The following is a 12,287-nucleotide window of genomic DNA, read 5'->3' on the forward strand; positions in this document are numbered from 1 at the left end:
CTCACGCATCGGGTATGTCGGGCGTCAGGTCCGACGGCGGGTGGAAGCTGAACCCCACCCCGCGCGACGTTCTGATCCACTCCGTGCTGCCGAGTTTCCGTCGCAGGCTCGCGACGTGCGTGTCCAGTGTCCGGCTGCTGCCCATCCACTCCTGGCGCCACACCTCCGCCAGCAGGAACTCCCGGGCGAACACCCGCCCCGGAGCGCTCGAGAGCAGCACCAACAGGTCGAACTCCTTGCGCGTGAGGTGCACGAGACGCCCCATGACCCGCACCTCCCGGCGAACCCGGTCGATGCTGAACGCCCCCTGGGAGACGACGGTGTCGGCGCGCTCCTCCTGGGCCCCGTGCGCGCGGCGCACCACCGCGACCATGCGCGCCAGCAGCTCCTGCAGCCGGTACGGCTTGACCACGTAGTCGTCCGCGCCCAGGCGCAGGCAGAGCACCTTGTCCATCTCGTCCGACCGCGCCGTCACGGCGATGATCGGGGTCCTGCGGGCATCGCGCAGCCCCCGGCACACCTCCAGCCCGTCCATGTCAGGCAGATTGAGGTCGAGCAGAATGACCTCACCAGGGTCCTGCACCCGTAACGCCGCCCGGCCGGTGGACACATGGTCCACTGTCCAGCCGTGGTTCTCCAGTCCTTCCGTGAGGGCGCTCGCCACCTCTGCGTCGTCCTCCACCAGCAACACCTTCATGCGGACCCCCGTTGGTCAACATATGACTGTGGAACCTAGGTCAACGTACGTCAGACGACCCCCCTGTCGTGCCCCCTACAAAGTTTTGACGTTGTGTTACAGATCCACAAGCACGTTTCTTTCACTGCCGTCCTACTGTCGGAGGCCCGGTAAGCCACGCCGGGACGCCAACGGGGGCTCGCGAAGGGGATAGTGCGCGCGATGTGGAGGTTCCTGACAAATACTGCGCCCAGGTCGCTGACCGCCTGGGTGCTGTGGGGCCTCATTCTCGGCGGCGCCTTCGGGGCCGCGGCACCCGGGCTCGCCGTTCGTCTGCACGTGGTCGCCGACGGCTTCGTGTCCATGATGATGCTGCTGATTCCGCCGATCATCTTCACCACCGTGGCCGGCGGCATGGCCTCGCTGGGCAGTGGACGCCAGATGCGCCACCTCTCGCTGAAGGCCCTGATCTACTACGAGGTGGCCACCGCGGCCGCCCTCGTCATCGGGCTGCTCGTCGGAAACCTGCTCTCCCTGCAGCCTCTTCGGGAGGTCCCGCAGGAGCATGCCGCCGATCAGGTCGCCTCACTGCGGAACCAGGTCGAGGACTTCTCCACCGGCCTCGACACCCTCCTCCCGGAGAGCTTCTTCTCCGCCTTCACCAGTGGAAATCCGCTGCACGCGCTGTGCATCGGAGCGCTGATCGGCGGTGCGATGATCCTGGGAGGCGAACGGGTCGTCCCCGTACTGGACTTGATCAACCGGTGCAGTCACCTGCTCTTCTGCGCCGTACGCCTCATCCTCGTCTGTGCCCCGCTGGCCGCCTTCGCCGGCAGCGCGTACACCGCCAGCCGGTTCGGTGTGATGCATCTGAGCGGGCAGCTCTATCTCTTCCTCACCTTCGCTCTCACCTGCACCGTCGTGGTCCTCGGCGGGCTGGGCACGCTGGCGTGGCTGCACGGCTGGTCGCTGCTCTGCCTGCTGAGGTACCTGCGGCACGAGATCCTGCTGGTCATCGGGACCTCGTCCTCGGGCCCGGTCTTCCCCCGCGTCCTGCGCAAGCTGGAACTGGCGGGAGTTCCCCGGGCGACGAGCGCCCCCCTGATGGCCGGCGGCCAGTCCCTGCACCTGATCGGCACCTGCATCTACCTCACGCTGGGCGCGGTCTACGTGTCCGCCGTGACGGGGAATCCACTCTCCCCGACGGACCAGTTCCTCTTCGTCGTCCTGGCGATGGTGATGTCCAAGTCGGCGGTCGGGGTCACCGGTTCCGGGCTGCTGACGCTGGTCGCGACGGTCTCCGTCACCCAGTCGTTCCCGCTCACGGCGATCGCCCTGCTGATCGGCATCGACCGCTTCATGTCGGAGTTCCGGGCCATCACCAACCTGATCGGGAACGCGGTCGCCACCCTGGTCATCACCCGGTGGGCCGGACAACTCGACCTCGACCGACTGCACCTGGCGCTGTCGGCGCGGCGTCCCGTCGAACCGGACCGGCCCGGCGAGGACACCTCCGTCGTCGAGGTCCGCATTTCCGACGACTGACCCACCCCGGAAAACACCACACTCCCCCTTCTGCCTTTCCGTCATTGCGTCATCGCGTCACCATGGAAAGAGGCCGAACGGCATGACAGTGAACGCCACCGCAACCGCACCGAGTCGCTCGCCACGGACCCCGGCACGACTGACCCTCCACCACCCCGACCGGAGGTTACGCTCCGCCCTCGCGACGGCCCGGCACGAACTCGTTCTCGTCCGCTCGGGGGAGACCATGAGCGCCGTCGAACGGGAGGGGGAGCGGCTGCTGCTGTTGAACCTTCTGCGGCGCTGGGTACGGATATCGGTCATCTGGGAGGAGCGGCTCGCCGCCCTCCCCGACGTCCGCGCCTACGTGGAGTGGCAGGCCCGCTCGGGAATCCAGGTGCGCACCTCGGCACAGGTCCCCGTCCCCCTCTCGGTGGTCGACAACACCACGGCCGTCGTCGGCTCCTTTGCCGGCGGGGGGAGCACCGGTCGGGACCGGGAGGAGAACACCACCGTTTCCGACTGCCCCGAGACCGTGAGCATGCTGCACTACCTCTTCCTGGGCCTGTGGGACGAGGCGAAGCCGTTCTCGGTGAGCGTCCACCCCTCGCTGGAGAAGGGTCACGCCCAGGAAGTCCTGCGCATGCTGGCCAACGGCTCCACCGACGAGCAGATCGCCCACCGCCTGGTGGTGTCGAAGCGCACGGTCAGCCGTACCGTCGCCCGGCTGCTGGACGAGATGAACGCCCGCAGCAGGTTCGAGGCCGGAGCGATCGCCGCCCGTCGTGGCTACCTGGACGCGACGAAGAGGGCTCTCTGATCGCGCTCCTGGATCCGCCGGGATCCTGTTTGTGACAGCGCTCGTCGTCGAGCGGACAGAGACCTTCAACACTCCCTACCGGTAGGTAAGTCTGCCTCCGTGACGAGTCCGGGTGACGGCCTCCCCCGGCACCGCGCGAGCAAGGTGTTCCGGCCGAAGACGGCACGCGAGAGAAGGGGCGTCGATGACGAGTCCGGAAGCACTGCTGATCTGCGGCAGTCCGAGTGTGGGTTCGCATTCCAGGGAGGCGGTCGCCACCGCCGCCGAGTGCCTGGCCGAGCTGGGCGGGACGAGCAGGATCTGGGATCTGGCGACCCGGCCCCTGCCGATCCTGGACGCGTCCCGCCACGGCCGGGGCATGCACTACGCCGACCCGGCCGCGCGGGAACTCGTGGCGCTCGCGGACCGCGCCGATGTGCTCGTGCTCGCGTCGCCCATGTACCACGGCTCCTTCAGCGGAGCGATGAAGAACGCCCTGGACCACCTGGACGTCCCGCACGTCCAGGGCAAGCCGGTGGGGATCCTCGCGCACGGCGAGAACCTCTCCGCCGCCCAGGTCTGCGACAGCCTGCGGGTGGTCGTACGCGCCCTGAAAGGACTCGCCGTCCCCGATCAGCTCGTCACCGTACCCACGGACTTCACCAGCACCCACGACGGTCGCCGCAGGCTCACCTCACCGGAGGCGCGAGCGCGGCTGACCGCCATGAGCCGCCAACTGATCGCCCTGTCGTCCATGTCCTCGGCCGTCGGCGCTTTCGCCCTGCACGGCAGCTAAGGAGCAGGCCCCCGATGTCGACGCCAGCACAGACCGGCCGCCGCAGAACCGACCGCAGCCACTATCTCTACCTCGCCGTGATCGCCGCCGTCGTCGTCGGCGTGACCCTCGGGCTCGTCGCTCCGCAGGCGGCGAAGGAACTGAAACCGCTGGGTACGGCGTTCGTCGCGCTGATCAAAATGATGATCTCGCCCATCATCTTCTGCACGATCGTGCTGGGCGTGGGCTCCGTGCGCAAGGCGGCCAAGGTGGGCGCGGTCGGCGGGCTGGCACTGGGCTACTTCATGGCGATGTCGACCGTCGCCCTCGCCATCGGGCTGGTGGTCGGCAACCTCCTGGAACCCGGCCACGGGCTGCACCTGACGCAGGAGACCGCCGGTGTCGGCGCCGAGCAGGCGAAGGACGGCGGCGGGACCGTCGAGTTCCTCCTCGGCATCATCCCCACCACCCTCGTCTCCGCCTTCACCGAGGAAGAGGTCCTCCAGACGCTGCTGGTCGCGCTGCTGAGCGGGTTCGCGCTCCAGGCGATGGGCTCGGCCGGGGAGCCGATCCTGCGGGGGATCGGGCACATCCAGCGGCTGGTCTTCCGCATCCTGTCGATGATCATGTGGGCCGCTCCGGTCGGCGCGTTCGGCGCGATCGCCGCCGTGGTGGGCGAGACCGGCACCGACGCCCTCGCGTCCCTCGCCGTCATCATGACCGGCTTCTACGTCACCTGCGTCCTGTTCGTCTTCCTCGTGCTGGGCCCCCTCCTGAAGCTGTGCACCGGCATCAGCATCTTCTCCCTGCTGAGGTACCTGGGCCGAGAGTTCCTGCTGATCCTGTCCACCTCCTCCTCCGAGACGGCGCTGCCGCGCCTGATCGCGAAGATGGAACACCTGGGCGTCTCCAGGCCCGTGGTCGGCATCACCGTCCCGACCGGCTACTCCTTCAACCTCGACGGTACGGCCATCTACCTCACGATGGCCTCGCTCTTCGTGGCCGAGGCCATGGGTGATCCACTCTCCCTCGGGCAGCAGATCTCTCTCCTGGCCTTCATGATCATCGCCTCGAAGGGCGCGGCGGGCGTCACCGGCGCCGGGCTCGCCACCCTCGCCGGCGGCCTCCAGTCCCACCGCCCCGAACTCGTCGAGGGCGTCGGCCTGATCGTCGGCATCGACCGCTTCATGAGCGAGGCCCGCGCCCTCACCAACTTCGCGGGCAACGCGGTCGCCACCGTCCTCGTCGGCACCTGGACCAAGGAGATCGACCAGGAGCGCGTCGGCCAGGTCCTCGGCGGCCGGCTCCCCTTCGACGAGGCCACCTTCGTCACGGACGCCCCCGAGAACGACGCCGACGACCCCGGACCGAGGACGCGCTTGACCGCGAGCGCCCCTGCCAAGTGACGCGACCGGAACGACCGTTCGACCGAGACGACTGAGGGAGCGACATGACGATCGACGTGACGCCCAAGGTGTCCGCCTACGCAGCGCCGGACCGGGACTACCGTGTGCCGTACCTCCCGGTGGGGAGCAAGGTCGGAGCTGCCGAGCTCGAAGCGGTCTCCCAGGTCCTGCGTTCGGGCGCGACGCTGTCCGGTGGCGCTTGGCGGGCCCGGTTCGAGGAGGACTTCCGCTCCTACGTCGGCACCCCGTACGCCCTGAGCACCACGAGCGGCACCGTCTCCCTCGAACTCGCCATCCACCTGCTGGACCTGCGCCCGGGGGACGAGGTGGTCGTCACTCCGCAGACCTATCAGGCCACCCTTCAACCGCTGTTCCAGTACCCACAGGTACGGGTGAGGTTCTGCGATGTCAGCCCGGACACCATGAACATGGACCCGGTCCGCCTCGAAGAGCTGGTCAACCACCGGACCCGCGCCGTCATCCTCGTCCACTACGGGGGCCTGCCCGCCGACATGCAGGCGATCACGGCCATCGCCCGTGCCCACGACGCCGTGGTCATCGAGGACTCCGCACACGCCATCGGCAGCTCCTACCAGGGCCGCCGCCCCGGCTCCCTCGGGGACATCGGCTGCTTCAGCTTCCACTCCAGCAAGAACATCACGACCCTCGGCGAGGGCGGCATGCTCACCCTCCACAACGAAGAGTGGGCCCAGCGGATCGAACGGCTCCGGGGCAACGAGACGGACGCACACTTCGTCCCCCACCTGCACCGCTTCGGTGACTCCGCCGAAGCCCTCCCCGGCGCCCTCTACCCCGGGAACGCCTACACCCACGACTGCGCCGCCCTGCTCCGGCACGGCACCAACGCCACGCTCTCCGAAGCCGCCGCGGCCGTCGGCTCGGTGCAACTGGCCGCCCTGCCCGAGCTGGTGGCACGCCGCCGGCTGATCGCCTCCCGTCTGCGCGAGGTGCTGGAGAACCACGCCGACTGCGTCGAACTGCCCGCCGAACCGGCGGGGGCCGAGCAGTCGCACCACCTGTTCACCTTCTTCGTACGCGGGCCCCAGAAGATCGACAGGGACCGGCTGGTCAACGAGCTCCGCGAGCGCGGCGTGCAGATGATCCTCCGCTACTTCCCCCTCCACCTGACCCCGGAGTGGCGCGCCCGCAGCCACTACTACGGCGAGTGCCCGGTCGCCGAGCGGCTGTGGTTCCACGAGCAGGTCAACCTCCCCTGCCACCCCGGGCTCAGCGACAAGGAGACCGAGCTGCTCTGCGACCTCCTGGACGACGCCCTGCGCACCGTACGCCGCGACCGAAAGCAGAACCCGTGCTGAAGCTCCTCGACGCGACCACCATCAGGGGCCTGACCTCGGTCTCCGACCTCGCCGCCGTCGTCGGCGAGGCGTTCCTCGCGGCCCGGGACGGCAGTGACGGGTTCGTCCGCAGCGCGGTGCGGGCCCCCGGGGGGCAGCTGTTGTTCATGCCCGCCGCCCATGGGGCCACCCTCTCCGTCAAGCTGGTCAGTCTCTTCGACGGCGCCACCGCCCAGGGGCTGCCGAGCGTCCAAGGGCTGGCCGTGGTCTTCGACGCCCACTCCGGCCGGCCCCTCGCCCTGCTGGACGCCACCACCCTGACCGAACTGCGCACCGCCGCGGTGACCACCCTCGCGACCGACCTGCTGGCCCGGCGGGATGCCCGCACGCTGGCCGTCATCGGCGCGGGCGTGCAGGGGCGGAGCCACCTGGAGGGCCTCGCGGGCATCCGCCCCTGGGACTCCGTCCGGCTCCACAGCCGGGACATGGGCAAGGCCCGCCGGCTCGCCGAGTGGGCCCGGAGCACCGGGATCGAGATCGAGCTCCACGACAGCGTCGCGAGCGCCACTGAGGACGCCGACGTGATCTGCACGGTCACGTCCGCCGACGCCCCCCTGTTCCCCGACGCCTTCCGGCCCCGCCCGGGCGCGCACATCAGCGCGGTCGGAGCGTACGGCCCGACCCGGCGCGAGCTGCCGTCGCGGCTGGTCGCGGACGCCTCGCTCTTCGTCGAGTCCACGGACGCCGTGCTGCGCGAGGCGGGCGACATCCTGATCCCGATCGCGGAGGGCCTCCTGCCGCCCCGCCCGCCCATGACCGAGCTGTCGGCCGTCCTCTCCAAGGAGCACCCGGGCCGCACCTCCGCCGAGGAACTGACCCTCTTCGAATCCGTCGGCATCCCCGCCGAGGACGCCCTCGTGTGCGATCTGCTCTACCGGCGCGCCGTGCAGACCAACGCGGGCCAGGAGATCCCCTTCTGACTGGCCGAACCACGGTCCGATCAGTGGCGAGGGCTGGTCCGGGCGGGCCAGACCCGTCCATGATGGGCGAGGCATCGGCGATCACGGTTCCTGACGAGGAAGAGGCTGCGCATGGCATCGGCTCGCTCTCTGCTGCTGCTCGGTGGCGCGCTTCGGCCGACCGGCGCGCACTGCATGGAACAGGCCGAACAGCGCGGGCTGGACGTGACACTGGCCGACACCCGGGAGAACCTGAGCAAGGTCCCGGAACTCGTCGAACGCGCCGCGCACACCGTGGAGTTGCCGTACGCGGATGTCGAGGCCACGGTCGCCTGGGCGGTGCGGCAGAAAGAGGCGGGCCAGGAGTTCCTGGGGGTGTACGGGACCCGTGAGACGGCGGCGGAGTCCGTCGCGGCCGTCGCCGAGGTCCTGGGGCTCCCGGGCAACGGGCGGGCCGCCGTGCGGTGTATTCAGGACAAGTTCGCCTGCCGTGCCGCGCTCGCCGAGCGGGGCTTCCGGCAGCCGCCCGTGGCGCGTTGTTCCTCGGAGGCGGAGATACGCGCGTTCCTGGCCGCGCACCCACCGGGGCCGTGGATCGTCAAGCCGCCCACCGGCCGGGGCAGCGCCGGGGTGTCGCTGGTGCGCGACGAGGGCGACCTGGAGGCGGCCCTGGTCCATCTGGCCCGGGCGCGGCGGGAGCTGAGGGAGGAACTCGTCGGTCAGGGGATGGACCTGGCCGCCGACGAGCCGGCCGAAGCGGCTCTCACGGAGGACGTCCTCGTCGAGGGCTTCCAGACGGGTGAGGAGTTCAGCGCGGAGGGCGTCTTCGTCGACGGTGTGCCGCGGCTGCTGGCCGTCACGGCGAAGGTCACCACGGGCGCCCCGCACTTCATCGAACTCGGGCATGCGATGCCCGCGGACCTTCCGCCGGGCGCGCAGGCCGATGTGGCGTCGACTCTGGAGCGTGCCCTGCCGGCCCTGGGGCTGTCCTGGGGCGTGTTCCACGTCGAGTTCTGGCTGGAGCGGGACGGCGGGATCGTGCTCGGCGAGGTGCATGTGCGCCCCGGCGGTGACTACATCCACGTCATGGCGCAGCACATCACGGACACCCAGATGCACGGGGCCGTCTTCGACCAGCTCCTGGGCAAGCCCGTGGACGTCTCGGGCTGGGGCGCCCGGCGCGCCGCCGCCATCCGGTTCCTGACGCCGCCCGCGGGGACCGTCACCGCCGTGGACGGCTGGGCGGAGGTCGCCGCCTCCCCGCATCTCCTCGCCGGGAAGCTCACCCTCGAGGAGGGCAGCGAGACGGCGCCGCTGAAGTCCTCCTACGACCGTTCGTCCTTCGTCTGCGTCACCGGGCCGACGCTCCAGGAGGCCGTCGACACGGCCGAGCGGCTGGCCGCGGCTGTCAAGATCGAGGTCACCCCTGCTGCAGCAGCAGCTGACGATCCTGGCGGCTGTTTCTGACCTTGTCGTACAGACCGCTCCGCAGGGCCTTGGTCACCGCGGAAGTGCGGTTGGTGCAGTTCAGTTTGGCGAGGATGTTGGCGACGAGACGCTTGGCGCCGTGCAGGGAAATACCGAGTTGCCGCGCGATCTGCTTGTTGCTCAGTCCGTCGACGAGGAGGACCAGTGCCTCCTGCTCCCGTGGAGTCATCCGTACCAGGTGATCGTGGGGATTCCTGGGGGCTCCGACGGCCAGGGACAACAGAGCGTGGATCAGGTTTCCGGATACCGGCACTTCACCCGCGAGTATCCGCTCGATCGCCCGGCACAGACCTTTTTCGGACAGTTCCGCGGTCGACAGACATCCGGCCACGGCAATGCCGGCCAGCCGTTCCCACGGGGCCCGTTGAGTGTCGCCCACAAGGACCAGGACCTTCGCTCCCGTGGCCGCGCACAGCGTCAGGGCGGACCGGCTCAAGGCATCGATCTCGTGCAGCGAGACGATCAGTATCGGATTTCTTTCCCGTACGACGTCCTCCACGATGTCCTCGACGTCATAGGCCCCGCACACCCGCGCCCGCCTGCTCGCACCGTTCAGGATCTGCTCGACGCGTAACCGGGTCAGCCTGTCTCTGAGCACGACGAAGGTGCCTGCCAGATCCGTCTCATCAGTCGCGGTCGGCTGCACGGACATGGTTCTGACTCCTCCTTGGTGAGGACCACAGGGTGGAGGTCGGTGACATGGGAGAGGCCGGTCTTCACGACCGAGGGATGTCACGGCACGACTAGGCCATGTGAAACGAGTAACCACCCGTGAGGACCGGTGCGATGACCGATCTCTGCGCGGATCTGATGAACACGATCGGCGCTATGCACATCGTCATGACGGAAAGGAACAGGTCGCTCACCGAGTTCTCCTCGTCCCAGCGCAGACCGCCAACGTAAGTGCGCTCTGTCATCTCTGTGTTCGGTGCGGCGTACCGGGACGTGAGATCTTCGTAAAACTTTTCTCGCGAGGGGAAACGCGGCGAGCGGTCAGACGGACGGCGTCCGGACGCGCCGTAGCACCGTCCACACCGCGGCCGCGGCGCCCGCCGCGGCGAAGGCCGCCCAGTACACGGTGGGCGAGAAGACGCCCCGCACGTACTCGAAGAAGCCGCCGCCGAGGAGCATGCCCAGTCCCTCCCCCGTGGCGAGGGTGAACTGCTTGCCGGTGTAGACGGCGACGAAGCCGCCGGTCGACTCGTCCCGCGACTTCGCGAACGCCGTGTCCACGGACGGCGCGAACAGGATCTCGCCGAGCGTGAACGTCGCCACCGCCGCGTACGTGGCGACCGGGTCGCCCCCCGACAGGGCGAGCACCGCGAAGGCCGCCGCGAAGCATCCCAGGCCGGTGCCGATCACCGTGGTCAGCGCGACACCGCGGGCCTCCATGAGCCGTGCCACCCCCTTGGAAACGGGGATCTGGAGCACCACGATGATGATCGCGCTCATGGTGAAGTACGTGGCCACCTGGAGCTTCGAGCCCGTCGTGGCGAACAGGTGCAGCGGCAGCGCCGAGTACATCTGCGCGTAGAGCACCCACCCGACGGTGGACACCAGCACCACATGGCGCAGGAACGGCGACGAGCGCAGCGCCGTCCAGTACTGCCGGAAGGAGAAACGCTTACCGCCCCGCTCGAAGCCCTTGCCCTCCTTGCGCACGACGAGCAGCATCGACAGGGCCGCCGCGTAGTACCCGGCGGCGATCACGACCATCAGCCGCCAGGGGGCGTCGGTGTCCAGCGCGGCGGTGCCGATGAGCGGCCCGACCGCCGCCGCGAGGTTCAGCATGACGTTCAGCTTCGCGAAGGCCGTGACCTGGGCCGGGGAGCCGCTGGTCCACTCCGCGACGACCGACCGTACGACCAGGCCGTTGAGGCTCACCCCGGTGCCGCCCGCCGCGAGCAGCACGATGAGCGGCAGCACGGAGTGGGCGACCGACATGGTGAGGAAACAGCTGCCGGACACCAGGTTGGCCAGCAGCAGCACCCTGACGCCCGACCTGCCCTCGATCCACGGGCTCAGCACGATCGAGCCGGCACGGGAGGAGCAGCTGAACACCATCAGCGCCAGCCCGACGACCAGGCCGGACTGGTGCCAGCCGTCCCTGACGAGGACGGCCAGGACCGGGGTGAGCGACAGATACCCGGTGAAGGCGAGGACGTACTGGACCAGCAGGGGGCGTATCGCGCGGTTCAGCCGGCGATCGCGCTCCTCACCGGGCACCGTGGACGGCGACGACGCCTGCCCGTCCGCCGGTCGTTCGCTCACTCGGGCTCCCCGGAGAGCAGCCGCGCACGCCAGCGCGCGGCGATCTCCTCCTCCGTGGCACCGCCTTCGTACGCCGGGGAGACGAGCGGGTCGGCCTTCAGCACGCGGACCAGGACGGCGGAATTGACACGCGCCGGGTCGGTGCCCCGCTCACGCGCGAAGCGCCGCACGATCCGGTCGTACGTCTCCCCTTCGGTGAACACCTGCCCCACCCCGCGGAAGCGGTAGCCCTTGCGGCGGACCGGGTCCACGACGTTGATCTCCACCGCCGGGTTCGCGGCGAGGTTGGCGACCGTGCCCGGCGAGTGCAGATCCAGGAAGACCAGGTGCTCGTCGTCCCACACCTCGGTCGTTCCCTTGGGAGACAGGTTCGGGGTGCCGTCCGGGCGGACCGTGGCGACGAAACCCAGCCCCTGTGCCCCGACCAGGCGGCGCATGTCGTCGTCGAGCATCGCTGTCGAACTACCTCCGTGCCGAGACCAGTTGCGGTTCCACGTCGTTCGGCGCCGAGAAGACCTGCAGCCGTGAGCCGATGTCGAGCGGCTGCCGGCGCCTCGCCACGGATCCGTCGCGGACCGGTGTTCCCATATACAACCAGCCCAGGGCGCGCTCGTGTTCGTCCACGGACAGAAACCGCCGCATCGGCGGTGCGTCGGCCTGCTCGCCCGTCCGCCAGATGCTGCCGAAGCCACGCGCGTGCAGCAGCAGCATCAGCGACGTCACCATGCCGGTGGCGGCGGCCAGTTGTTCCCACTCGGGCACGTGGGAGCGGGTGTCCGGGGAGAGGATCAGCCCGGCGAGGAGCGGGGCACGGTGTGTCTTGGCGACCATCGACGCGACGCTCTTGCCGTTGCACTCGGCCATCACCTCGCCCAGCGCCCGCCGGTCGTCACCACTGACCAGCAGCCATCTCCACGGGCGCAACCGGCCGTGGTCGGCGGCGCAGGACGCCGCCTTGAGCAGGTAGGTCAGCTCCTCCAGGGTGGGGGACGGCTCGACCAGCCGATGCTCGCTGCGACGGGTGAGCACAGCGGTCATCACGTCCATGGCGTTCCTTTCGCGTAGCGGTCCAG

Annotated in this window: 12 protein-coding genes; 7 read left to right on the forward strand and 5 right to left on the reverse strand. The window is 69.5% G+C overall.

Annotated features, from left to right (window positions below):
* Position 1: 1 nt before the first annotated feature.
* Complete coding sequence (locus tag ABZ386_RS17295; protein WP_355717173.1) at positions 2 to 682, reverse strand: response regulator transcription factor; 681 nt, start codon at positions 680 to 682, stop codon at positions 2 to 4.
* Positions 683 to 898: 216 nt separating this feature from the next.
* Between ABZ386_RS17295 and ABZ386_RS17300 the strand changes: the two genes are divergently transcribed.
* The 7 genes from ABZ386_RS17300 (at position 899) to ABZ386_RS17330 (ending at position 8,922) form a co-directional block, all read left to right on the forward strand.
* Positions 899 to 2,221: a cation:dicarboxylase symporter family transporter gene (locus ABZ386_RS17300; RefSeq protein ID WP_351339217.1), complete on the forward strand. Its 1,323-nt coding sequence runs from the start codon at positions 899 to 901 to the stop codon at positions 2,219 to 2,221.
* A 226-nt stretch (positions 2,222 to 2,447) separates the two neighbouring features.
* Positions 2,448 to 3,020 (forward strand): helix-turn-helix transcriptional regulator, encoded by a 573-nt coding sequence (locus ABZ386_RS17305; protein WP_351339214.1) that lies wholly within the window; start codon positions 2,448 to 2,450, stop codon positions 3,018 to 3,020.
* A gap of 184 nt (positions 3,021 to 3,204) precedes the next feature.
* A complete protein-coding gene (locus tag ABZ386_RS17310; RefSeq protein ID WP_351339212.1) occupies positions 3,205 to 3,795 on the forward strand; it encodes an NADPH-dependent FMN reductase in 591 nt (196 codons plus the stop codon).
* A gap of 14 nt (positions 3,796 to 3,809) precedes the next feature.
* The gene (locus tag ABZ386_RS17315; protein ID WP_351339209.1) at positions 3,810 to 5,180 is read left to right on the forward strand and encodes a cation:dicarboxylase symporter family transporter; all 1,371 of its coding nucleotides are present in this window, start codon (positions 3,810 to 3,812) and stop codon (positions 5,178 to 5,180) included.
* Between the two features lie 44 nt (positions 5,181 to 5,224).
* Complete coding sequence (locus tag ABZ386_RS17320; protein WP_358965009.1) at positions 5,225 to 6,517, forward strand: DegT/DnrJ/EryC1/StrS family aminotransferase; 1,293 nt, start codon at positions 5,225 to 5,227, stop codon at positions 6,515 to 6,517.
* Positions 6,511 to 7,476 (forward strand): ornithine cyclodeaminase family protein, encoded by a 966-nt coding sequence (locus ABZ386_RS17325; protein ID WP_358965010.1) that lies wholly within the window; start codon positions 6,511 to 6,513, stop codon positions 7,474 to 7,476. Before ABZ386_RS17320 ends, ABZ386_RS17325 begins: the two co-directional genes overlap by 7 nt.
* A 111-nt stretch (positions 7,477 to 7,587) precedes the next feature.
* Entirely contained in the window at positions 7,588 to 8,922 is a 1,335-nt protein-coding gene (locus ABZ386_RS17330; RefSeq protein WP_356669508.1) for an ATP-grasp domain-containing protein, read from the forward strand.
* Here the strand turns inward: ABZ386_RS17330 and ABZ386_RS17335 are convergent.
* The 4 genes from ABZ386_RS17335 to ABZ386_RS17350 form a co-directional block, all read right to left on the reverse strand.
* Positions 8,876 to 9,595, reverse strand: coding sequence for a LuxR C-terminal-related transcriptional regulator (locus ABZ386_RS17335; protein ID WP_355717157.1), 720 nt, complete (start codon positions 9,593 to 9,595; stop codon positions 8,876 to 8,878). The genes ABZ386_RS17330 and ABZ386_RS17335 overlap by 47 nt on opposite strands.
* Positions 9,596 to 9,936: 341 nt before the next feature.
* Positions 9,937 to 11,214, reverse strand: coding sequence for an MFS transporter (locus tag ABZ386_RS17340; protein WP_351339197.1), 1,278 nt, complete (start codon positions 11,212 to 11,214; stop codon positions 9,937 to 9,939).
* On the reverse strand, positions 11,211 to 11,666 hold the full coding sequence (locus ABZ386_RS17345; protein WP_351339194.1) for a pyridoxamine 5'-phosphate oxidase family protein: 456 nt from the start codon (positions 11,664 to 11,666) through the stop codon (positions 11,211 to 11,213). The genes ABZ386_RS17340 and ABZ386_RS17345 overlap by 4 nt, the downstream gene beginning before the upstream one ends.
* 10 nt (positions 11,667 to 11,676) lie before the next feature.
* The gene (locus ABZ386_RS17350; RefSeq protein ID WP_351339191.1) at positions 11,677 to 12,261 is read right to left on the reverse strand and encodes a nitroreductase family protein; all 585 of its coding nucleotides are present in this window, start codon (positions 12,259 to 12,261) and stop codon (positions 11,677 to 11,679) included.
* Positions 12,262 to 12,287 lie beyond the last annotated feature (26 nt).

The sequence above is a fragment of the Streptomyces sp. NPDC006140 genome (assembly GCF_040628815.1).
GTDB lineage: Bacteria > Actinomycetota > Actinomycetes > Streptomycetales > Streptomycetaceae > Streptomyces.